Source organism: Saccharopolyspora sp. NPDC000995, assembly GCF_053599315.1.
Window position 1 is genome coordinate 1 of the sequence record NZ_JBSFLZ010000011.1, and the last position, 22,353, is coordinate 22,353.

21 protein-coding genes are annotated in these 22,353 nt (G+C 68.7%); 12 read left to right on the top strand and 9 right to left on the bottom strand.

Translation table 11 applies throughout. From position 1 onward, the window contains the following. Positions 1-165: 165 nt before the first annotated feature. Positions 166-1,578: a lipase maturation factor family protein gene (locus ACWDKQ_RS06165; RefSeq protein ID WP_450137667.1), complete on the bottom strand. Its 1,413-nt coding sequence runs from the start codon at positions 1,576-1,578 to the stop codon at positions 166-168. A 61-nt stretch (positions 1,579-1,639) separates the two neighbouring features. Here ACWDKQ_RS06165 and ACWDKQ_RS06170 point away from each other — a divergent pair, with 61 nt between their 5' ends. Continuing rightward, entirely contained in the window at positions 1,640-2,464 is an 825-nt protein-coding gene (locus ACWDKQ_RS06170) for a putative RNA methyltransferase (protein ID WP_450137668.1), read from the top strand. A gap of 12 nt (positions 2,465-2,476) precedes the next feature. Here ACWDKQ_RS06170 and ACWDKQ_RS06175 read toward each other — a convergent pair whose 3' ends face one another. From ACWDKQ_RS06175 to ACWDKQ_RS06185, 3 genes are read right to left on the bottom strand one after another with little or no spacing between them, the layout of a single operon-like run. Further along, positions 2,477-2,749: a DUF397 domain-containing protein gene (locus ACWDKQ_RS06175; RefSeq protein ID WP_450137669.1), complete on the bottom strand. Its 273-nt coding sequence runs from the start codon at positions 2,747-2,749 to the stop codon at positions 2,477-2,479. Next, entirely contained in the window at positions 2,746-3,246 is a 501-nt protein-coding gene (locus tag ACWDKQ_RS06180) for a DUF5753 domain-containing protein (protein WP_450137670.1), read from the bottom strand. The genes ACWDKQ_RS06175 and ACWDKQ_RS06180 overlap by 4 nt, the downstream gene beginning before the upstream one ends. Then, entirely contained in the window at positions 3,204-3,683 is a 480-nt protein-coding gene (locus tag ACWDKQ_RS06185) for a helix-turn-helix domain-containing protein (RefSeq protein WP_450137671.1), read from the bottom strand. Before ACWDKQ_RS06185 ends, ACWDKQ_RS06180 begins: the two co-directional genes overlap by 43 nt. A gap of 77 nt (positions 3,684-3,760) precedes the next feature. Between ACWDKQ_RS06185 and ACWDKQ_RS06190 the strand changes: the two genes are divergently transcribed. Beyond that, complete coding sequence (locus ACWDKQ_RS06190) at positions 3,761-4,012, top strand: hypothetical protein (RefSeq protein WP_450137672.1); 252 nt, start codon at positions 3,761-3,763, stop codon at positions 4,010-4,012. 125 nt (positions 4,013-4,137) lie between these two features. Here ACWDKQ_RS06190 and ACWDKQ_RS06195 read toward each other — a convergent pair whose 3' ends face one another. Beyond that, a complete protein-coding gene (locus ACWDKQ_RS06195; RefSeq protein WP_450137673.1) occupies positions 4,138-5,598 on the bottom strand; it encodes an aldehyde dehydrogenase (NADP(+)) in 1,461 nt (486 codons plus the stop codon). A 1,202-nt stretch (positions 5,599-6,800) separates the two neighbouring features. Further along, positions 6,801-8,150, bottom strand: coding sequence for an FAD-dependent oxidoreductase (locus tag ACWDKQ_RS06200; RefSeq protein ID WP_450137674.1), 1,350 nt, complete (start codon positions 8,148-8,150; stop codon positions 6,801-6,803). A gap of 340 nt (positions 8,151-8,490) precedes the next feature. Here ACWDKQ_RS06200 and ACWDKQ_RS06205 point away from each other — a divergent pair, with 340 nt between their 5' ends. From ACWDKQ_RS06205 to ACWDKQ_RS06220, 4 genes are all read left to right on the top strand, one after another. Beyond that, positions 8,491-9,300, top strand: a complete 810-nt coding sequence (locus ACWDKQ_RS06205; protein WP_450137675.1) for an SAM-dependent methyltransferase — start codon at positions 8,491-8,493, stop codon at positions 9,298-9,300. Positions 9,301-9,305: 5 nt separating this feature from the next. Then, a complete protein-coding gene (locus tag ACWDKQ_RS06210) occupies positions 9,306-11,426 on the top strand; it encodes a putative bifunctional diguanylate cyclase/phosphodiesterase (protein ID WP_450137676.1) in 2,121 nt (706 codons plus the stop codon). A gap of 159 nt (positions 11,427-11,585) precedes the next feature. Beyond that, positions 11,586-13,601, top strand: a complete 2,016-nt coding sequence (gene thrS, locus ACWDKQ_RS06215) for a threonine--tRNA ligase (protein WP_450137759.1) — start codon at positions 11,586-11,588, stop codon at positions 13,599-13,601. Beyond that, positions 13,598-14,173: an HIT family protein gene (locus ACWDKQ_RS06220; protein ID WP_450137677.1), complete on the top strand. Its 576-nt coding sequence runs from the start codon at positions 13,598-13,600 to the stop codon at positions 14,171-14,173. The genes thrS and ACWDKQ_RS06220 overlap by 4 nt, the downstream gene beginning before the upstream one ends. A gap of 128 nt (positions 14,174-14,301) precedes the next feature. Here the strand turns inward: ACWDKQ_RS06220 and ACWDKQ_RS06225 are convergent, their stop codons facing one another. Further along, positions 14,302-14,826 (bottom strand): YceI family protein, encoded by a 525-nt coding sequence (locus ACWDKQ_RS06225; RefSeq protein WP_450137678.1) that lies wholly within the window; start codon positions 14,824-14,826, stop codon positions 14,302-14,304. Between the two features lie 187 nt (positions 14,827-15,013). On the opposite strand from ACWDKQ_RS06225, the gene pgsA reads away from it, so the two are divergent. Then, the gene (gene pgsA, locus ACWDKQ_RS06230; RefSeq protein ID WP_450137760.1) at positions 15,014-15,619 is read left to right on the top strand and encodes a phosphatidylinositol phosphate synthase; all 606 of its coding nucleotides are present in this window, start codon (positions 15,014-15,016) and stop codon (positions 15,617-15,619) included. An 86-nt stretch (positions 15,620-15,705) separates the two neighbouring features. On the opposite strand, the gene ACWDKQ_RS06235 is transcribed toward pgsA, so the two are convergent. Further along, the gene (locus tag ACWDKQ_RS06235; protein WP_450137679.1) at positions 15,706-17,820 is read right to left on the bottom strand and encodes an elongation factor G-like protein EF-G2; all 2,115 of its coding nucleotides are present in this window, start codon (positions 17,818-17,820) and stop codon (positions 15,706-15,708) included. Positions 17,821-18,032: 212 nt separating this feature from the next. On the opposite strand from ACWDKQ_RS06235, the gene pdxS reads away from it, so the two are divergent. Further along, the gene (pdxS, locus tag ACWDKQ_RS06240) at positions 18,033-18,950 is read left to right on the top strand and encodes a pyridoxal 5'-phosphate synthase lyase subunit PdxS (RefSeq protein ID WP_450137680.1); all 918 of its coding nucleotides are present in this window, start codon (positions 18,033-18,035) and stop codon (positions 18,948-18,950) included. 81 nt (positions 18,951-19,031) lie between these two features. Here the strand turns inward: pdxS and ACWDKQ_RS06245 are convergent, their stop codons facing one another. Beyond that, entirely contained in the window at positions 19,032-19,604 is a 573-nt protein-coding gene (locus tag ACWDKQ_RS06245; RefSeq protein WP_450137681.1) for a helix-turn-helix domain-containing protein, read from the bottom strand. Between the two features lie 69 nt (positions 19,605-19,673). On the opposite strand from ACWDKQ_RS06245, the gene ACWDKQ_RS06250 reads away from it, so the two are divergent. The 4 genes from ACWDKQ_RS06250 (at position 19,674) to ACWDKQ_RS06265 (ending at position 22,243) form a co-directional block, all read left to right on the top strand. Then, a complete protein-coding gene (locus tag ACWDKQ_RS06250; RefSeq protein WP_450137682.1) occupies positions 19,674-20,381 on the top strand; it encodes an AzlC family ABC transporter permease in 708 nt (235 codons plus the stop codon). Continuing rightward, positions 20,378-20,689 (top strand): AzlD domain-containing protein, encoded by a 312-nt coding sequence (locus ACWDKQ_RS06255; protein ID WP_450137683.1) that lies wholly within the window; start codon positions 20,378-20,380, stop codon positions 20,687-20,689. The genes ACWDKQ_RS06250 and ACWDKQ_RS06255 overlap by 4 nt, the downstream gene beginning before the upstream one ends. Before the next feature lie 130 nt (positions 20,690-20,819). Further along, on the top strand, positions 20,820-21,455 hold the full coding sequence (gene pdxT / locus ACWDKQ_RS06260; RefSeq protein WP_450137684.1) for a pyridoxal 5'-phosphate synthase glutaminase subunit PdxT: 636 nt from the start codon (positions 20,820-20,822) through the stop codon (positions 21,453-21,455). A gap of 35 nt (positions 21,456-21,490) precedes the next feature. Next, positions 21,491-22,243 carry a YebC/PmpR family DNA-binding transcriptional regulator gene (locus tag ACWDKQ_RS06265; RefSeq protein ID WP_450137685.1) on the top strand — a complete coding sequence of 251 codons (753 nt, stop codon included), beginning with the start codon at positions 21,491-21,493 and terminating at the stop codon, positions 22,241-22,243. Positions 22,244-22,353: the final 110 nt, after the last annotated feature.

Genomic DNA, 22,353 nt, shown 5'->3' on the forward strand with positions numbered 1-22,353 from the left:
CCAACGCCGCGGATGTCCTCGGGTCACCGACCGAGATCCACACCGAGAACCTCAACCCGGCTAGAACCCGCCTTGCTCTCACGAGGAAACCGGTCTGTTCGCTCCAACCAGCGAACCCGTGGAAGAGCGTGACCGCGGCGATACTCAGGCCAATCCGCGCAGCCTCTACGCCAGGTCCTCCAGCGTCAGTGGCGGGATGAAGTCGCCGACGCGGCTGCGGATCCAGAACGCGCCGGTCTCGCGGCGTTCGGCGCGGGTCGTGAAGCGGTAGCGGTACAGGTGCGCCCGCACGAACATCGGCGGCGATTCCGGGAACGGGTTGTGGCGCAGGAGGCGCAGCACGTGCTCTTCGTTGCGCAGCAACGCTTCCACCAGGTTCGGCAGCCACGTCCGGCCGTAGCTGGGGGAGATCGCCAAAAACCACATCAGCCAGTCCAGGCGGAGGTGGTAAGGCGCGACCTGCGGCGGGCGCCTGCGTGGGTCACCGGGCTTGCCCTTGAACTCGTACTCCAGCCAGTCGCCGTCCGGGTCGGCCGCGCCCTCGATGATCACCTCGTAGCGGGTTCGCGTGACGCTGCCGAAGGCGCCGTAGGTGTTGCCCAGGTGCAGCCGGTTGAAGCTGCGGTTCATCGCCTGCCGCCGCCCCAGCATGTTCTGCACCGGCCAGTAGCTGAGCACCACGAAACCTACCGTCACGACGAGCACCGCGGCCACGAACCACGGCGGCGGGGCGGTCAGCGGCGGCGGGGCGGGCGTCACCCAGCGCATCAGCCACGAGCCCATCGCCGAGAACGCCAGCGTGATGGTCAACCAATTCAGCCACGCGAAGTTGCCGCTGAGCATCAGCCAGCCCTGCGTCACCACGACGATCAGCGCGGCCACCGTGGCGGCGGGCTGCGGGGCGAACAGGATGAACGGAACCACCAGCTGCGTGCCGTGGTTGGCCACGACTTCGACCTTGTGCAGCGGGCGCGGCAACCAGTGGAACCAGCGGCTGAACGGGCCGGGCATTGGTTGGGTCTCGTGGTGGTAGTACAGCGCGGTGAAGTCCCGCCAGCAGGAGTCGCCGCGCAGCTTGATCAGCCCGGCACCGAACTCGACGCGGAACAGCAGCCAGGTGAGCAGCCACAGCACCGGCGCGGGTGGGGCGACCGATCCCGAGCCGAGGAAGATCGCTAGGAAACCCGCTTCCAGCAGCAGCGATTCCCAGCCGAACGAGTACCAGACCTGCCCGACGTTGACGATCGACAGGTACAGCAGCCACAACACCAGCCACAGCGCGATCCATGCCCACAACGGTGCGAGGTCGACGACCAGCGCCAACAGGCTGCCGACGACCCCTATCCAGCAGACGCCCGCGTAGAACCGGTCGGAGTAGTGCAGGTGGAACAGGCTCGGCGAGCCGCGGAACGGGACCCGAGCCAGGAACCGGGGGATCGGAGTCAGGCCGCGTTCGCCCAGCAGGCCCCGGAACTGGCGCAGCGCGCTGGTGAAACCCAGCAGGTATCCGATCGCGATCAGGTGCTGCACCGCGAACCGCGCGGCCCAGTAGCCGGGTGCCGAAACCCAGTCCCACATCCTCCCCATCCCTGCCGGTGGACGGCTCCTAGAATCGCGTACCGACGGTGTGGAGGCGAGCTTGCTGGACGACGTGGTGGCGGTGCTGGCCTGTCCGCACTGCGGTGCGGACCTCGACCGGGCCGGTAACAGCCTGCGCTGCCCGGCCAACCACGTGTTCGACACCGCCCGCCAGGGCTACGTGAGCCTGCGCTCCGGTGGCACGAAGGTCGTCGGTGACACGGCGGCGATGGTCGCGGCGCGCGCGGAGTTCCTCGAAGCCGGCCACTACGCCCCGATCGCCAAAGCGGTGGCCTCGGCGGTGGCCTCGCTTGATGGCTGCATCGTGGATGTCGGCGCCGGCACGGGCTACTACCTCGCCCGAGCTCTGGCGGAATCAAACCGGGTCGGGGTCGCGTTGGACGTCTCCAAGTACGCCTGCCGCCGCGCGGCGAAGGCGCATCCGCGCCTGGGAGCAGTTGTAGCCGATGCGTGGCAGATGCTGCCGGTGCGCAGTGGCGCGGCCTCGGCGGTGCTGAACGTATTCGCGCCGCGCAACGCGGCGGAGATGCACCGGGTGCTGCGCCCGGGTGGTCGGCTGGTGGTGGTCATCCCGAACTCGGGTCACCTCGCGGAGCTGGTGTCCGCCCTCGGCCTCTTGCAGGTGGACGAGCGAAAGCAGGAGCGGCTGACCGAACAACTGGCCGACCACTTCGACCTGGTCTCACAGGAGACCTGCGAGTTCCGCCTGTCCCTGAGTCCGGAGGAGGCGGAATCGGTGGTGGCGATGGGCCCCAGCGCCTGGCACGCCGACCCGGAAGACCTCCGGGCCCGCATCGCCGACCTGCCGAAGCCCCTCACCCCGACCGCAACGGTCACCATCGCCCACTACGCCCGCCGAGCCTGAGCCCCGGCGCGTTCAGCGGTCGAAGCGGTTTGACTTGACGCCGCTGAGAAACCCGTCCCAAGCATCGGCCCCGAACAAAAGCGCCGGACCACCCGGATCCTTCGAATCCCGAACCCCGGTTACCGAGGCCCCAAGCCCAACGTCAACGCACTCGCCGCCATTCGGGCCGCTGTAGCTGCTCTTGCGCCACACGACGCCGACTTCGACGCACGCTCCGCCACCTGAGCCGCTCCGGCTGCTCCGACGCCAGGCCACGTTGGCTAACTCGGAGACATGGGTGTTCATGCTGTGTCCCCCACTAGCTTGGTCAGGAACTTCGTAGATTCTGCGGGCGATAGCGCTCTTTGCTCCAGCTGCGCGAACTCTTCATGGAACCCGGTGATCTCGTGGGACTCTTCGAGGTACAGGCCGCCCTTCTGATTCTCGACATAGACGACGCCAGGATCGTCTGGTCTCGGAAAACCAAGCCACTGAAATGACCCCAGTTGGCCCCGATGCGGCCCTGCTTCGAACGGGATGACTTGCAACGTGACCTGCCGGTGACGGCTGACCGTAACGAGGAACTCCAGTTGCTCGCTCATCACCTGCGTACTTCCGACCCGGCGTCGCAGAGCGGCCTCGTCAACGATCGCATGGAGTTTCAACGGGTATTCCGCTCGATCAAGCGCCGTCTGCCGGTGCAAACGAAGTTCCGTCTGCTCTTCAAAATGGCGATCAGTGGCCGTTAGGCCATCGCGAATCACCGCTGCCGCGTATGACCTTGTCTGAAGCAGACCTGACACGTATCCCAGATCCCACTCGTGGATTTCGCTGGCTCCCCATTCGAGTCCGATGTAGAGGGAGAACCAGTCGGGGATCGCGCGGTTACCGTCCCACCAGCCCCTTTCATTGCCACGTCGGCGAGCTGGAGGTACCAGTCGATGCGTTCCGGCGGTACGCCGAGGAACGAGAGCATGACTTCCAGGTCAGGGCCGCTGATCGTGTTTCGCATGCTCTCCATGTGGCCGATCTTCGAAGGGTTGCATCGGAGACGTTTGGCGACCTCGCTCTGCTTCAGCCCGGCAGCTTCGCGAAGTCGACGAACTTCCTGAGCGAGCCAGCGCCGTCCCACTGTGGGACTGATCGTTAACACCTCAGACAGGTCGGAAGCGCTCACGCTCGTCCTCTCTCGTGTCACGAATCCGGTACATCCCATCAGGTGGTCATGGCTCGCGACCATGACCCGAACGTGGAATAGATCATCGTAGGACCTACTCAGTAGGGTCTACGCTCGAATCGATCGGCTCCTACGACAAGTTGCTGCTCGTCGAGCCGTTGCCCGGGGACGAATCGTTGGCCGTGTGGCAGGGATGCCTGCACGACTGGGCGCTGGCGAAGCTCCGTCGAGGCGATCATCGCTTCGGGCTGTACCTCGCCGCCGTCGTCCCGGTCGACGACCACGGACAACCGGACGAGTACGGGCTCGACGACCTCATCGAGCAGGACTTGGCACCGATAGAAACCCACGTCTGCTGGTCCGGCGTCGGCGAGCTCGTCGAGGCGTCGTGAGTGATGCGAAGGGAGTGAAGGGCATCCGTGACCGGAGGACTATCCGGTCGAAGGTGCCCTTCACTAGTAGATTTCGCGCGAAAACCCCACCCACTCCCGGTGACGTGCCCGTTCTGCGCGACCAGTCACTTGGGTTCGTGGATGGTTTGCGGGATTCCCCAGGGGTTTTCGTCGCGCAGCGCCTCCGGGAGGAGGTCCTGCGGGACGTTCTGGTAGGTCACGGGGCGCAGGAAGCGGTCGATCGACGCCGTTCCCACTGACGTGAAGCGGGCGTCCGTTGCCGCCGGGTACGGGCCGCCGTGCTGCATCGCCGGGGACACCGCGACACCTGTGGGCCAGCCGTTGAACAGCACTCGGCCCGCGCGCTCGCGCAAGCGGCTCACCAGGGTTGCCGCGAACTCCGCGTCGTCGGATTCGGCGTGCAGCGTGGCAGTGAGGTTGCCTTCGAACACCTCGGCCGCGAGCCGGGCCTCGTCCTCGGAGGAGTAGGTGACCACAATGGACAGCGGCCCGAAGACTTCCTCCAGCAGCTCCTGGCGGTTCGCCAGCAGCGTGTCGACGTCAGTGGCCAGCAGCGTCGGCATCGCGCCGTCATCGACGCTGCCTTCCGCCAGCACCCGCACGCCCGCCACCTCCGTGACGGCGGCACGCCGCCCGCAGTAGCCCTCGTGCAGGCGTTCATTGAGCAGCTTGTGCGCCGCGACGGCCTTCGACTCCGCCGCGAGCGCCTCGTCCAGGCCGTGGTCAGCAGGCAGGAACAGCAGTCCCGGCTTGGTGCACAGCTGCCCGGCGTTGCCCGAGTACGACGTCACGTAGCCCTTGGCGATCTCCGCGCCACGGGCGTGCACCGCGCTGGGCGTGACGAAGACCGGGTTCAGGCTGCCGAGCTCGCCGAAGAACGGGATCGGCGTGGGCCGCGAGTTGGCGATGTCGAACAGCGCGCGACCCGCCGCGACCGAGCCGGTGAACGCCGCCGCCTTGATCCGCGAGTCCTGCAGCGCAGCGGTGCCGACCTCGAAGCCCAGCACGACCTGGAAAGCCCCGTCCGGGGCGCCGGATGCGGCCAGCGCCTGCGCGAGGATCTCGCCCGTGCGCACCGAGAGCCGCGGGTGTCCGGGGTGGCCCTTGAGCACCACCGGGCAACCCGCCGCGAGCGCCGAGGCGGTGTCGCCGCCGGCGACGGAGAACGCGAACGGGAAGTTGCTCGCCGCGAACACCAGTACCGGGCCGATCGGATGCAGAATCCGGCGCAGGTCTGGCTTGGCGCCCAGCGGGAATGCGGCGTCCGCGCGGTCCAGAGTGGCCCGCAGGTAGCTGCCTTCGTCGAGGACCTCGGCGAACAGCCGCAGCTGGAAGGTGGTGCGCTTGAGCTCGCCGCTCAACCGCCCCTCGGACAGGTTTGACTCGGCCATCGCCGACGGCACCAGCTCGTCGCTGGCGGCGTCGAGGGCGTCGGCGACGGCGACGAGCTGGCGGGCGCGGGCGGCGGGCGGCTGCGCGCCGAAGGCTTCGGCGGCGTCGGCGGCCCGCTGCAGGACGGTGTCGAGTTCGGCTTGGGTGGTGTCCGGAATCCGGGTCGCGGTCAACGTGCCCATCCTTTGCGCGGTACGAGTGCTTGCCCCCACACCGTAATACTCCATACCAGCCGACAGGTCGGACGACGTTCGAAATCACGTACTGGGGCTAAGAAAGGGGATTTTGCCGAAGGCGCGCGGGCGGGTCGGCTGTTGCCTGCGCGATGTGGAACTCGTCGACAACCGGTGGCATCCGCTGTTTGGGGCCTCTGTCGGACGGCATTCGAAAAAGGCATGTGCGTGCGGATGGTCCCGAGCTGGCGGGCGATGCGGGAGTTGATCTCACGATAGGCTGCCCGGTCGTACGGACTAAACCCGCCGAATCCAGGCCCTACGTCCCGTATTGCAGTCAAGCCACTGATTCACAGGGCTGGCTGCTCAGCCATCTTCCGGGCTTTCGGGAGGGCGATTGCCTCGGCCAAGGCTTATCGCTGCTCGGGAAAATTCGGATCCCGCAAGCAATCATCAATTAGCCGCTCCCGGACCGTTGGATCTTTCGGGAGAATCTCGGCAGAATCAATGTAGTTTCGGGGAGCGGCTCCTGCGTTGCCAGCTAGCGCAGCAGTCAGCCCTCCTGAGACAGTCACGACAGCCAAACCTCGATGCAGCCTGACCGGCATCAGGACCGGGGAGAGCTTGACCATCCGGGCGGCCACGTCGAAGACCTTGGTGGCCTGGCCCCGGTCCATCGCGCAGCCGTAGGTCTTCGCGCTCTCCACGCCGTCGCCGACCAGCAGGTTGGACGCATAGGTCGGCGGAGAAGGCCACCGCGGTGCGCGGCCCTCGGGCGGCAGAAGTGGTCGCCCCGATTGCGGCAGGTCTTCCCGTCGAGGGTGAAGCCGCACTCGGGCTCCCGCCGCTTACGAGAGGCGCCGTTGGGCGCTCGGCCCCTTGAGCGCACCCGGCGCGTCCGCCTTGAGCTGTGTGCGGTCCGACGGCGTAGCCCGAACCGCACGCCGTACTGGGCGAAGGTCGTCTCCGCCTCGCGCTGCACCGTCAGCGCTGGGGTTCTTCAAGAAGCCGCTCGGGACCTGCACCAGCAATGCGGAGCCGGTGACCAGCTTGGTCGCCTGCTTGCACCGCGCCGATGTCGATCTCAAGTCGCATAACGTGTAGCAAGCTACGCGACAAGATCATCCACACCGGCGGCCCTGACCAGCGGCGAAACGTGACGAGTGCGTTTCTGGTGGAAGGTGCCCTTCACTCGGAGAAGTTCACTCGGAGCGGGAGATTCGGACCATCTCGTCGCGGGGGACGACCTTGATGCGCTCGCGGCCCTGGGCTTCGCCCAGCGCCTTCTCGTGCGCGTCCAGGCGGCCCCAGCCCTCCCACGTCGTGTACTCGACGCCGCGATCCTCCAGCAGCCGCAGCATGCTCTCGCCCGACGGCTCCTCGGCCTTCGGCATCGTCGCCAAGTCCGCGAGCAGGTTGTTGATCGTCTCCAGCGCGTCGCCCTTGGTGTGGCCGATCAGGCCCACCGGGCCGCGCTTGATCCAGCCGGTGGTGTAGACGCCTGCGATGTGCTCGCCGTCCAGGTCCAGCACCCGGCCGCCCTCGTTGGGCACGGTGCCCGTCTGGTGGTCGAACGGGATGTCCGCCAGCGGCGAGCTCAGGTACCCGACCGCGCGGTAGACCTGCTGCACCGGGTAGGTCTCGTACTCGCCGGTGCCGCGCACGTTGCCGTCGCCGGTGAGCTCCATGATCTCGACTTTGAAGCCCTCGACCCGGTCGGTGCCCAGCACCTCGACCGGCGACCGCAGGAAGTGCAGGTGCAGCCGCCGCGCGGTGTCGTGCTTCGGGTCCCGCAGCGCCCAGTCCTGCAGCGTCTTGACGATCGTCTTGACCTGGTTGTTGGTGCGGATCGCCGCCTCGCTGGCCTCGTCGAGCTCGAAGCCCTCGGGGTGCACGATGATCTCCACGTCGGCCTGGTGGTCGAGCTCGCGCAGTTCCAGGGGGGTGAACTTGGCCTGCGCCGGGCCGCGCCGGGCGAACAGGTGCACGTCGGTGACGCGGGAGTCCTTCAGGCCCGCGTGCACGTTGTCCGGGATCTCGGTGCTCAGCAGGTCGTCGGCCTGCTTGGCCAGCACCCGCGCCACGTCCAGCGCGACGTTTCCGGCGCCGATCACCGCGACCTCCTCGCCGTCCAGCGTCCAGTCGCGCGGGGCCTGCGGGTAGCCGTCGTACCAGTAGACGAAGTCGGCTGCGCCGAAGCTGTGCGGCAGGTCGATGCCGGGGACCTCCAGCGCCCGGTCCTGGTCCGCGCCGGTGGCGAAGATGACCGCGTCGTAGTAGTGGCGCAGGTCGTCCAGCTTGACGTCCACGCCGTATTCAACGTGCCCGAGGAACCTGATCTCCGGCTTCTCCAGCACCCGGTGCAGCGCGCTGACGATGCCCTTGATGCGCGGGTGGTCGGGAGCCACGCCGTAGCGGATCAGGCCGTAGGGCGCCGGCATCCGGTCCAGCAGGTCGATCTCGACCGGGGTCTCGGACTTGGTCAGGATGTCGGCGGCGTACACGCCGGCCGGACCGGCCCCGACGATCGCAACCCGCAGAGGGCGAGTCATTCCATCTCCTCCTACGCCCCGCACCGGTCCGAACGGATCGGCCGGATGGCGGCGCTCGCTGACTGGCCCATGATGACTGGGCGTGGTGGGCGTCCACCAAGACCTCACCAGCTTAGGTACCCCTTACCCGGGATCCCGCGATGCGGACGGTGACAATATTCATATCCGATCCGGAGGTGTCCGCAGGGCGACGTTGAGTGGGTGACTCGAAGCGGTGGGTGACAGTAGGATCGCCGCTTGATCAACGCTCCCGAGCGCGGTGACGTTCGACAGTCCGAGACGGTTGTGGTCAAAGCTGCGGTCCGGGGCGCCGGAAGACCGAACGCTGGAGGTCACGCGCGTGGAGCAGCGGCCGGATTGGATACCCGAGGGCGTCGACCTGGAGAACCCCAGCGCCGCCCGATGCTACGACTTCTACCTCGGCGGGGCCCACAACTTCGCCGTCGACCGCGAACTCGGCCGCAAGGTCATGGAGGTCGTGCCGAACGTGCAAGAGGTGGCCCGGAACAACCGGGCTTTCCTGCGCCGCGCGGTTCGGTACTGCCTCGACCAGGGCGTGCGCCAGTTCTTGGACATCGGCTCGGGGATCCCCACCGCGGGCAATGTGCACGAGATCGCGCAGGCCGTCGACCCCGCTGTCCGCGTGGTCTACGTCGACAACGAGCCGGTCGCCGTGGCGCACAGCCGCTCGATCCTCAACAGCAACGAGAACGCCACGATTGTGCAAGCCGACCTGGTCGACGTCGACGCCGTCCTGGACGCTTCGGAGACCCGGCGGATGCTCGACTTCTCCCAGCCCATCGCGGTCATGATGGTCGCGCTGGTGCACTTCGTCCCGGACAGCAAAAAGCCCCGCGAGGTGATCCGCAGCTACCACGACCGACTCCCGGCCGGCAGCTACCTCGGCTTCTCCCACGTCACCGGCGACCATTACCCGGAAGGCGTCCAGGGCCTGGTCGAGCTGTACAAGAGCAGCACCAACCCGGTCACGCTGCGCACCCGCGACGAGGTCGCCGAGCTGGTGTCCGACTTCGAGATCGTCGATCCGGGCGTGGTCTACGTGCCCGATTGGCGCCCCGATTCCCCGAAGGACGTCTGGGAGAAGCCGGAGCGGTCGATCGTCTATGGGGCCGTGGCCCGCAAGGTGTGACGCGCATGCCAGGAACGGGGGGATCGGCCGCCGACGGCGGGGAGCTGGGACTGGAGGACGTGGTGAGGCAGTGGACCTGCGAGATCATCCACACCAGCTATGTCCCGATGGGCCGCTCCGACGTCGAGGCCTTCCTGGCCGAATGCGTCGACGAGCTGCTGTTGGTCCTCGACGGCGGACCGGTCGATGCCGCGCGCGGCATCGGCGAACGGCTCGTCGGGGTGCACCTCACCAACTCGGCGGCGCTGGCCAGCACGCTGAGGCAGCTCGCCACGGAGCTGCCGAGAATCCGGGAGACCGACCCGGGCAGGCTGATCGAGGCGCTCAGCGAGCTGGCCGCCGGGTTCGCCGGGGCGCTGCGGGAGCAGACACTGCGGGAGCAGGAAGTGATCCAGCGCGCCGTGTCGGACGCCCGGGACGTGGCTGAGGAGGCGCTGCGGGCCAGCGAGGCGCGCTCGCGGGCGGTCTTCACCTCCTCGGCGCTGGGCATCGCGGTCGTCACGCTGGACGGGGTGGTGGAGGAGATTAACGGGGCGTTGGCGCGGATCTTCCGGCGCCCGCAGGCCCAGCTCGTCGGCGGCACCGTGTTCGAGCTCGCCGACGAGTCGTGGCTGGCGCAGCTGACCGGCACCATCGCAGAGCTGGCGGCCGGCGTCGCGGACCGGAGCTTCCTGGACCTCCGCTTCACCGCTCCCGATGGCGCGCACGTGTGGACCCAGCTGTCCGCGTCGCTGGTCCGCGACGCCCGCGGCGAACCGGACTACCTGGTGCTGCTCTACGAGGACATCACCGACCGGCACATGCTCCAGGAGCACTTCCGCCAGCAGGCCATCCGGGACCCGCTGACCGGCCTGGCCAACCGCACCAAGCTGGGATCCAGCCTGGAGACCGCGCTGGAGCCGACGCGCCCGGGCCGCCGGGTGGGGCTGTGCTTCTTCGACCTCGACGGGTTCAAAGCGGTCAACGACAGCCTCGGCCATCCGATCGGCGACCGGTTGTTGCGGCAGGTCGCGCAACGCCTGGAGGCGATAGCCGCGGAGGTGGGCGCGGTCGCAGCGCGGATGGGTGGCGACGAGTTCGTGGTGCTGGTGCCCGACTCGAGCGGCGCAGGCCCGGTGATAGGCCTGGTGGAACGCCTGTTGCGGGAGATCACGCGGCCGGTGCTGATCGGCGCGCACGAGCTCAGCGCTTCGGCCAGCGTCGGCGTCGTGGAGCGCGAGGTGGCCGGCACCGACGCGGAGGCGTTGATGCGGGACGCCGACATCACCCTCTACCGGGCCAAGAGCGACGGCCGCGCGCAGTGGGTGTTGTTCGATCCCGAGCGCAACGCGGCGGCGCGCGACCGGTTCAAGCTCTCGGCGGCGCTGCCCGCGGCCCTGGACCAGCGCGAGCTCTTCGTTGAGTACGAGCCGATCGAAGACCTGGCCACCGGCTCGCTCGCGGGCGCCATCGCCGCCGTGCGCTGGGACCACCGGGAGTTCGGTGAGCTGGGCGAGGAGCGGTTCCTGGGGCTGGCGGAGGAGACCGGGCTGATCGTCCGGCTCGGCAGCTGGGCGCTGGAGCAGGTCTGCGGGCACGCGGCGCGCTGGGTGCGACAGCTCGGTCCGGCGGCCCCGGTCCCGACGGTGAACCTGTCGCAGCGACACTGCCGCGACCCGGAGCTCGTCGCCGACGTGCAGGGCATCTTGCGGCGCACCGGGTTGCCGCCGGGCGCGCTGGCGCTGGGGCTGCCGGGGTCTGCCCTGTTCGACCACCAGGGCGACCCGGTCGACACCCTGGAGATCTTCGCCGACATGGGCATCAAGCTGGTGGTCAACGAGTTCGGCGAGGACGGCGCGCGGTTGGGCAGGCTGCGCGGTCTGCCGCTGGCCGGGGTGCGCATCGACGGGCCGCACGTGGCCGGCCTGGCCGACCCGGGCGACCCGGACCCGCTGGACCAGCACCTGGTCGTCGCCGCTGTCGGGGGCGCGCGACTGCTGGGGCTGCCGGTGCTCGCCACCGGGGTGCGCACCGAAGTGCAGGCCGACCGGCTGCGCGAGCTCGGCGTCAGCACGGTTGAGGGCCCCTACGCCGGCGACCGCGCATCGGCGCTGGAGATCGAGCAGTACGTCGCGGCGATTCGCTGAGCAACCACCTGATCCCCGCGCTGCGGGGAGCGGGGGAAATGTGGTGGCGACAGGCCGATAGCATCGGTAAGCGAAGTGCATCCGCGCCGGTCGGTGGGTCGGCCCAGCCTAGGAGTGATCGTGTCCGTTCAGCCTTCCCAAGCTCAACAAGCTCTCCGGGTGAAGGTTCCGGCGGGCACTACTGCGGGCGAGGCGGTCGCGGAAGCGGGTCTGCAGTCGAAGGGGCCGGAGGCGGTCGTGGTGGTCCGCGACGCGGAGGGCAACCTGCGCGACCTCGCGTGGGCGCCGGAGGCCGACGTCGAGGTGGAGGCGGTCGCCGCCGACACCGAGGACGGCCGCAGCGTCATCCGGCACTCCGCGGCGCACGTGCTGGCGCAGGCGGTGCAGAACCTCTTCCCCGACGCGAAGCTGGGGATCGGCCCGCCGGTCCGGGACGGCTTCTACTACGACTTCGACGTCGACCGCCCGTTCACCCCGGAGGACCTGCAGGCGCTGGAGAAGCGCATGAAGCAGATCATCAAGTCCGGGCAGAAGTTCTCCCGCCGCAGGCTGGAGTCGGTCGACGCCGCCAAGGAGGAGCTGGCGGGCGAGCCGTACAAGCTGGAGCTGGTGGACATCAAGTCCGATGTGGACACCAGCGAGGTGATGGAGGTCGGCGGCGGCGAGCTGACCGTCTACGACAACATCGACCGGCATGGCGAGGTCGTCTGGGGCGACCTGTGTCGCGGCCCGCACGTGCCGCACACCCGGTTCATCCCGGCGGTCAGGCTGATGCGGGTGGCCGCCGCGTACTGGCGGGGCAACCAGAACAACCCGCAGCTGCAGCGGGTCTACGGCACGGCCTGGGAGTCCAAGGAGAAGCTCGACCAGCACCTGGAGTGGCTCGCCGAGGCCGAACGCCGCGACCACCGGCGGCTCGGCGCCGAGCTGGACCTGTTCTCCTTCCCGGACGAGATCGGCTCCGGGCTGCCGGTGTTCCACCCGAAGGGCGGCATCATCCGCCGTGAGCTGGAGGACTACTCCCGCAAGCGGCACGAGCAGGCGGGCTACGAGTTCGTCAACACCCCGCACATCACCAAGGACACGCTGTTCAAGACCTCCGGGCACCTGGACTGGTACAAGGACGGCATGTTTCCGGCGATGCACCTCGACGAGGAGCGCGACGCAGGCGGCGAGCTGCGCAAGCCGGGCGTGGACTACTACCTCAAGCCGATGAACTGCCCGTTCCACAACCTGATCTTCCGCTCGCGTGGGCGCTCCTACCGGGAGCTGCCGCTGCGGCTGTTCGAGTTCGGGTCGGTGTACCGGTACGAGAAGTCCGGCGTGGTGCACGGGCTGACCCGGGTGCGCGGCATGACGCAGGACGACGCGCACATCTACTGCACCCCCGAGCAGCTGCAGGACGAGCTGAAGTCGCTGCTGGGCTTCGTGCTGGACCTGCTGCGCGACTACGGCCTGGACGACTTCTACCTGGAGCTGTCCACCCGCAACGACGAGAAGTACGTCGGCAGCGACGAGAGCTGGGCGGTGGCCACCGAGGCGTTGCGCACCGCCGCCGTGGACTCCGGTCTGGACCTGGTGCCGGACCCGGGCGGGGCGGCGTTCTACGGCCCGAAGATCTCCGTGCAGGCCAAGGACGCGCTGGGCCGCAGCTGGCAGATGTCGACGATCCAGGTCGACTACCACCTGCCGGAGTTGTTCAACCTGGAGTACACCGCGCCGGACGGCAGCAAGCGGCGGCCGATCAAGATTCACCGCGCGCTGTTCGGCTCGATCGAGCGGTTCTTCGGGGTGCTCACCGAGCACTACGCGGGTGCCTTCCCGGCCTGGCTGGCGCCGGTGCAGGCGGTCGGCATCCCGATCGCCGACGAGCACGTCGAGCACCTGCAGCAGGTAGCGAAGGCGTTGCGAGACAAGAGGATCCGCGTCGATGTCGACACCAGCGACGACCGGATGCAGAAGAAGATCCGCACCCACACCACGCAGAAGGTGCCGTTCCTGCTGCTGGCCGGCGGCAAGGATGTGGAGGCCGACGCGGTGTCGTTCCGGTTCCGCGACGGCAGCCAGATCAACGGGGTCCCGGTGGACACCGCGGTCGCCGCGCTGGAGGACTGGATCGGGCGCCGCGAGAACGCGTCGCCGACCGCGGCGAACTTCCAGGCGGAGCGGGCGTGAGGGAAGTTCACGGCCCGGAGGGCGTGGAGCTGACCGAGCAGCACGGCGTCGGCGTCCAGGACGCGTTGCAGCGGCTGTGGACCCCGCACCGGATGGCCTACATCCAGGGCGAGAACAAGCCGGAGGGCGACGACAGCGACGGCTGCCCGTTCTGCCGGCTGATCGAGTCGGGGAGGCCGGACGATGAGACGCTGATCGTCGCGCACGACGAGCTGGTCTTTGCGATCCTCAACCTGTACCCGTACAACCCGGGGCACCTGATGGTGCTGCCGTACCGGCACGTGGCCGACTACACCGAGCTCAGCGCGGCGGAGACGGTGGCGGTCGCCGAGTACACGCAGCGGGCGATGCGGGTGATCCGGCGGGTTTCCGCGCCGCACGGGTTCAACATCGGGCTCAATCAGGGGCCGGTGGCGGGGGCGGGCATTGCCGCGCACCTGCACCAGCACGTGGTGCCCCGCTGGGGCGGCGACTCGAACTTCATGCCGGTCATCGGCCACACCAAGGTGCTGCCGCAGCTGCTCGGCGAGACCTGGCAGCTGCTGGCCGACGCCTGGTCTGAAGCGGACTGACCGGTTGGTCGCCAGTTTCAGTTGAAACTGCGGTCCCCACGAGTTGCGCAGTTTCAGTTGAAACTGCACCGGGACGGCACAGCGGGCCGAGGACGTGGTCGTCCTCGGCCCGCTGCAACGTCGTGAGCTCAGCTGCGGAGCTTGGCCTCGATGTCGAGGTTGATGGTGATCTTCTCGCCTATCATGGCGCCACCGGCCGGGCCCACGCCGAAGTCGGTGCGGTTGAGGACGACCTTGGCGGAAAGCCCAAGCAGGCCTTCGGCGAAACCGCCCAGCTCGGTCTGCAGCGACACCGGCTTGGTGACACCGTGCAGGGTGAACTCGCCGTCGATCACGAACTCGTCGCCGTCCTGGCGGACGCCGGTGGAGCGGAAGGTCGCGGTGGGGAACTGCTCAACGTCAAGGAAGTCGGCGTTGCGCACGTGCGCGTCGCGGTCGGCGTTGCCGGTCTCGATCGACGAGGCGTCGATCGTGGCCGTGACCGTCGACTCCAGCGGGTCGGCAGCGGTGACGATTTCGCCCTGGAAGCTGCCGAACCGGCCGCGGGACTTGCCGACGCCCATGTGGCGGACGGAGTACGTGATGTCCGAGTGGACGGTGTCGATGTCCCAGGTACCCGCGACGTAGCCGGAGATCTGCGCCGTTGCTGTCATGTTGCCTCCAAGGAAAGAACGTGATGGGAGTTTCACCCATCCAAACGCCCTTGAAGCTTCAATCATTCCGAGCTGTGTCCGAGCTCACTGTGCCCGAGTACTCGGACGTCTGCCGGTGCCGCTGATCACCGACGGCTAATCTGCAGGAAAGGACAACTCGGTGCACAGGCGGCTGACACTACAAGAAATGATCAACATCTTCGCGCGGGCTTCTCTATCGCGACTGACCGACCCGATCGGCGCGGGCTTGGTTCGCCTCGGGCTGTCGCCGAACGCGGTGACGGTGACCGGCACGGCCGCCAGCATCGCCGCGGCGCTCTGGTTCTTCCCGCGCGGCCAGCTGTTCGTGGGCACCGCGGTGGTCACGGTGTTTCTGATGTTCGACATCCTCGACGGCGCGATGGCGCGGGCCGGCGGTAAGGCGACGCAGTTCGGCGGTGTGCTGGACGCGAGTTGCGACCGGCTGGTCGACGGCGCGCTGTTCGGCGCGCTGGTGTGGTGGTCGCTGGTCGTCGAGGTGAACCACCTGCGAGGCCTGGCGTTGCTGATCTGCCTGGTCGGCGCCCAGGTGATCTCGTACGTGAAGGCGCGCGCTGAGGCCAACGGCCTCAGCGCCGACGGCGGTCTCGCGGAGCGCGCTGAACGGTTCCTCGTGGTCCTGGTCGGCACCGGCCTCCACGGCCTGGGTATGCCGTACGTGCTGGACGTCGCGGTCTGGCTGCTGGTGGTGCTGTCGCTGACCACGATCGCCCAACGCCTGATCGCCGTCCACGCCTCCTACCGAGACCTCTGATACGCCCTTCCCCCCGGGGTTCCCGCGATTTCAATAAAAATCGAACCTTCGATTTCCATTGAAATCGCACAGGACCGGCGAGGCGGTCACTTCTGCGGGATGAGCGACTCGGGCATCGGTTCGTAGCTCTCGAACTGCCGCGTATAGGTCGCGCTGCCGGAGCTCAGCGACCGCACGTTGACCGTGTAGCGCACGAGTTCGCTCGCCGGCACGTGCGCGCGCACCACGGTCCACCCGCCGTCCTCCGGCTCGGTTCCGATCACCTTGCCGCGTCGGCTGGACAAGTCGCCGAGCACCGCCCCGAGATGCTCGTCGGGGATGCGCACCGCGACCTCGTCGACCGGCTCCAGCGTGATCAGCCCCGCTTGCTCGGCTGCGGCCTTGAGCGCCAGCGCGCCGGCGGCCTGGAACGCCGCGTCGGAGGAGTCGACGCTGTGCGCCTTGCCGTCCACCAGCGTGACCCGCAGGTCCACCAGCGGGACGCCCTCGTTGATGCCCTTCTCGATCTGCGCCCGCACCCCCTTCTCCACACTCGGGATGAATTGCCGCGGCACCGCGCCGCCGACCACTCGGTCGGCGAACTCGACGCCCGAACCGCGCGGCAGCGGCTCGACCTCGACGTCGCACACCGCGTACTGGCCGTGCCCACCGGACTGCTTGACGTGCCGCCCGTGGCCCTTGGAGGGCTGGGCGAAGGTCTGCCGCAAGGGCACCCGAACGGGCACCGTGTCGACCTCCGCGCCGCCTTCGCGCAGCCGTTGCAACACGACTTCCGCGTGCGCTTCGCCCATGCACCACAGCACCAGCTGGTGGGTCTCGCTGTCGCGCTCCAACCGCAGACTCGGATCGGCGGCGATCAGCCGGTTGAGGTTGCGCGCCAACGCGTCCTCGTCGCTTCGGGTGTGCGCGGTGACGGCTATCGGCAGCAGCGGCTCCGGCATCGGCCACGGCTTGAGCAGCAGCGGCTCCGATGGATCGGACAGCGTGTCACCGGTCTCGGCCGAGCCGATCTTGGTCAGCGCGCACAAGTCGCCGGCGATGCAGTGCGGCACCTCACGCAGGTTCACGCCCAGCGGCGAGTACAGGTGCGCCACCCGCTCGTCCTCGTCGTGGTCGGGGTGCCCGCGCTCGGCCATGCCGTGACCGGAGACGTGCACCGGCCGCTCCGGGCGCAGCGTGCCGGAGAACACTCGCGCCAACGACACGCGGCCCACGTACGAGTCGACCGAGGTGTGCACCACCTCGGCCGCCAGCGGCCCGTCCGGGGCCGGAGTGAGCGTGCGCGGGTTGAGGCCTTGCGGGTCCGTGAACTCCGGCAGCGGGTGCTCCAGCGGCGACGGGAAGCCGCGCCGGATGCCGTCGAGCACCTCGCGGATGCCGACCCCGGTCATCGAGCACACCGGCAGCACCGGGTGCAGGCCGCCCTGGGCCACCGCCTTCTCCAGGTCGGCGATCAACGTGTCCTCGTCGATCTGTTCGCCGTTGAGGTAGCGGTCCATCAGCGACTCGTCCTCGCTCTCGGCGATGATCGCCTCGATGAGCTCGCCGCGCGGCTGGTCGATCTGCTCGCGCAGCCGCTCGTCGGCCGCGATGGTGCCGCCGAGCTCGTAGACCTGCTCGGTGAGCAGGCCGACCAGCCCGAAGACCTCGCCTTCCGCGTCGGAGTGCGGCAGGTACAGCGGCAGTACCCCGGAGCCGAAGGCGTCCTGGCAACTCAGCAACGCGGTTTCGAAGTCCGCGCGCGGCTGGTCCAGCCGGGCGATGATCACCGCGCGCGGCATGCCGACCGCCGCGCACTCCTGCCAGATCGCACGGGTCGCGGGGTCGACGCCTTCGGCCGCCGCTACCACGAACAACGCGGCGTCCGCGGCGCGCAGCCCGGCGCGCAGCTCGCCGACGAAGTCCGCGTAGCCGGGTGTGTCGATCAGGTTGATCTTGATGTCGCCGTGGTGCATCGGCGCGACGGCGAGGCCGATGGATCGTTGCTGCTCGATCGAGGCGGGCTCGTGGTCGCACACCGTGGTGCCCTCGGTGACCAGCCCGGTTCTCGGGATCGTCGAGGTGGCGGCCAGCATCGCCTCGGCGAGCGTTGTTTTGCCGGCCGCCGACGGGCCGACCAGCACGACGTTGCGGATCTTCGCGGGTTCTGAGGGGGCCGGGATCGCCGGCCCTCCTACCGTGCCGCTTTGTTTGCTGCCCATGAGTCAACTCCCTGCACGCTCCCGGCGACCAGCTGTGTCTCCGATCACACACCTCGTGTTCGGGTCGTGCAAGGCCGGTGGTCACCCGCCGTGCAGGTGGTTTCCGGTGGCCACAAGTGGACTACCGGAATTCGGGGTTAGTGGACCGTGGAAATGGTCCAGTTCCGGAATAGCCTGGTCCCGGCAGAGCACCGACAACAGGAAGGCCGAAGGTGACGACCGTCGACGCCAAGGACACGACCGGCAACGCCCAGACCGGTACGGACGGAGTCAAGCGGGGCATGGCCGAAATGCTCAAGGGCGGCGTGATCATGGACGTGGTCACGCCCGAGCAGGCCAAGATCGCTGAGGCCGCCGGCGCGGTCGCGGTGATGGCGCTGGAGCGGGTGCCCGCCGACATCCGCGTCCAGGGCGGGGTAGCCCGGATGTCCGACCCGGACATGATCGAGGGCATCATCGACGCCGTGTCCATCCCCGTGATGGCCAAGGCGCGCATCGGCCACTTCGTCGAGGCGCAGGTGCTGCAGTCGCTGGGCGTGGACTACATCGACGAGTCCGAGGTGCTCACACCGGCCGACGAGGTCAACCACATCGACAAGTGGGCGTTCACCGTGCCGTTCGTGTGCGGCGCGACCAACCTCGGCGAAGCCCTGCGGCGCATCTCCGAAGGCGCGGCGATGATCCGCTCCAAGGGCGAAGCCGGCACCGGGAACGTCGTCGAGGCGACCCGGCACATGCGGCAGATCCGGGCCGAGATGCGGCGGCTCTCGGTGCTCGGCGACGACGAGCTCTACGTCGCGGCGAAGGAGCTGCGCGCTCCTGTGCAGCTGGTCCGGGAGATCGCCAAGACCGGGAAGCTGCCGGTCGTGCTGTTCACCGCGGGCGGCATCGCGACCCCGGCCGATGCGGCGATGATGCGCCAACTGGGCGCGGAAGGGGTCTTCGTCGGCTCGGGCATCTTCAAGTCCGGCGACCCCGCGAAGCGCGCCGAGGCGATCGTCAAGGCGACAACGTTCTACGACGACCCGGACGTGATCGCGAAGGTCTCGCGCGGCCTCGGCGAGGCGATGGTCGGCATCAACCTCGATGACCTGACCGAACAGCAGCGCTACGCCCAACGCGGCTGGTAAGCGCGATCGCGTGCAGGGTGAAGGGCGCCGATGGCCGGCTGCGTCGGTCGGAGGCGCCCTTCATGTCATTCGTGATCGCCATCAGGCGTGTTCCATGACGAGGACCGCTTTGGTGCTCGGTTCGAGGGCTTCGTAGACGTGGGGGACGTCGCCGGAGAAGGAGATGTAGTCGCCCACCTCCATCTCCACTGGGTGCTCCTTCGGGCCCGCTCGCAAGCGCCCCGAGGTCAGGACGACGTGTTCGACGGAGCCCGGGATGTGGGCGTCCGCGTGGCGGGCTCCGCCCGGCTCCAGCTCCAGGACGTAGAGGTCGCGGCGGGCGCCGGAGCGGCCCGAGGACAGCAGCGCCGCGGCGTAGGTCGACTGCTCCGAGCGCACGAGCGGGACCTGGCCGGCTCGGACGACGCGCACCTGCGGAGTCGGCGGGTCGACGAGGCGGCTGAACGGCACTCCCAGTGCCACGCCGAGCGCCCACAGCGTTTCCACGCTGGGGTTTCCGGTGCCTGATTCGAGCTGCGACAGGGTGGACTTCGCGATCCCAGCGCGCCGGGCGAGTTCGGTGAGGGTCAGCCCGGCGCGGTCTCGTTCGCGGCGGAGGGAGGCGGCGATGGTCTCCAGTGGCGGCGCGGCCGCGGTGTTCTCGGTCTCACTCATGGCTGTTCGCTCTATCGGTCCTTGAATTCGGTTTGACGAACACGGCCTTCGGTGTTCAGGATAGCGAACGTGAGTACGTTAGAGCGAACACGAGCGGGATTCTGGCGGGATGCGCTGCTGCGCGACGTGCTTTCGATGGCGGCGGCCATGGCCATCGTCGGCGCCTCGCTCGGCGCCATCGCGGTGAGCAAGGGCGTACCGCTGTGGATGATCACGCTGATGGGCGCGGTCGTGTTCGCCGGCGGCTCGGAGTTCATGGCGGTCGGCCTGGTCACGGCCGGTGCTGCTCCGGTCACCGCCGTACTCGGCGCACTGATGCTCAACGCCCGCCACCTCCCGTTCGGCGTGGCAGTCGGCGGACTGCTGGACCGAGGTTGGCCGAGCCGGTTGATCGGTAGCCACCTGATGGTCGACGAATCCGTCGCGTTCGCGCTCGCGCAGGACACCGTCGCCGAGAAGAAGCGCGCGTACTGGCTGACCGGCATCGCGCTGTACTGCGCCTGGGCCCCGTCGGTGTTCCTCGGCGGGCTCCTCGGACAAGGCGTCGGCGACCCCGGTGCCTTCGGCCTGGACGCCGCGATGCCCGCGGCGCTGCTCGCGCTGATAATGCCGTCGCTGCGCCAATTCCGGACCCTGCGGGCGGTCGCGGTGGGTGCGCTGGTCGCCGTGCTCACCACCCCGCTGCTGCCCGAAGGCCTGCCCGTGATGGCCGGGCTGGTCGGCCTGGCGGCCGCGCTGCCGCTGCCGAAGCGACTGGCGGGGGAGGCGGCCAGATGACGCTCGGAGTGGTCTTCGCGCTCGCTGCGGGCACCTACGCCATGCGCCTGGCCGGCCCGTTGCTGCGCGGCCGGATCCGGATCTCCGACCGGTGGGAGCAGCTGATGTCGATCGCCGCGATCGTGCTGCTCGCGGCGTTCGTCGCCAACAGCACGGCGTTCGAGTCCGGTGGCTTCGCCGGTTGGGCCCGCTTCGCGGGTGTCGCGGTCGGCGGTGTACTGGCCTGGCGCCGGGCCCCGTTCGTTCTCGTGGTGGTGGCCGCGGCCGCCAGCACGGCCCTGCTCCGGCTCACCGGCATCGCGCTGTAGGTCCTCGGTTCGCCGCAATTTCAATCGGACCTTCGATTTCCAATTGAAATTGCGGCGGCGCCGGGCGCTGGCTCGCGAACGACGCATCCCGGGCTTCGGCTGCGGGCGGAAGTGCAGGAGAATCGGAACCGTGACGAAACCCGTGATCGGAGTCCTCGCGCTGCAGGGCGGCGTGGCAGAGCACCTGGCCGCGCTGGAGCGCAGCGGGGCCGATGCCCGGCCGGTCCGCCGCCCCGAGGAATTGGCCGTTGTGCACGGCATCGTGGTGCCGGGCGGCGAGTCGACCACGATGACCCGCCTGCTGGACACCTTCGAGCTCTACGAGCCGCTGCGCGAGCGGCTCGCGGCGGGGTTGCCGGCCTACGGCTCGTGCGCCGGGATGATCATGCTCTCCGGCGAGGTGCTCGACGAGGACCGGGAGCCGCCGGCGGTCAGCCCGCTGGGCGCGCTCGACATCGTCGTGCGGCGCAACGCCTTCGGGCGGCAGGTCGACTCCTTCGAGACCGACCTGGACTTCGCGGGCATTCCGGACGGGCCGGTGCACGCGGTGTTCATCCGCGCACCGTGGGTCGAGAAGGTCGGCGCCGATGTGAAGGTGCTGGCGACCGTGCCCGACCACCCGGACAACACCGGGCGGAACGAGGCCGCCGGTAGGATCGTCGCGGTTGCGCAGGGACCGGTGCTCGCCACCTCCTTCCACCCGGAGCTGGTTGGCGGGGACGAGCGCGTGCACCGCTATTTCGTAAAGATCGTCAAGCGCGGCTGAATACCGCAGCGCAGGCGTAGACCGACGGAGGAGAGATGAGCGGCCACTCAAAGTGGGCCACCACCAAGCACAAGAAGGCCGCCCTCGACGCCAAGCGCGGCAAGCTCTTCGCGAAGCTGATCAAGAACGTCGAGGTTGCCGCGCGGACCGGTGGGGGCGACCCCGAGGGCAACCCGACCCTGTACGACGCCATCCAGAAGGCGCGCAAGAACTCGGTGCCGTTGGACAACATCGAGCGGGCGCGCAAGCGAGGTGCCGGTGAAGAAGCCGGCGGCGCCGACTGGCAGACGATCATGTACGAGGGCTACGGCCCCAACGGCGTCGCGATGCTGGTCGAGTGCCTGACCGACAACCGCAACCGGGCGGCTGGCGAGGTCCGCACCGCGATGACCCGCAACGGCGGCTCGATGGCCGACGCGGGCTCGGTGGCGTACCTGTTCAATCGCAAGGGCGTCGTGCTGCTGCCGAAGAACGGCCTCAGCGAGGACGACGTGCTCTCGGCGGTGCTGGATGCTGGCGCCGAGGAGATCAACGACCTCGGGGAGAGCTACGAGATCCTGGCCGACCCGACCGACGTGGTCGAGGTGCGCAAGGCGCTGCAGGCGGCGGGCATCGAGTATGACTCGGCGGAGACCAACTTCCTGGCCTCGGTCAACGTCGAGCTGGATGCCGAGGGCGTCCGCAAGATCTTCAAGCTGATCGACGCGCTCGAGGACTGCGACGACGTGCAGAACGTCTTCGCCAACTTCGACGTCTCCGACTCGGTGCTTGAAGAGGTCAACGCCTGACGTATTGACGCTGTCAACTTCGACGTCTCCGATGACGTCATGGCCGAGGTCGGCTGACACGAGCCGTGCCCGGACCGCTCCCGTCGGTGTCCACAGTGGCCCAGTGCCCC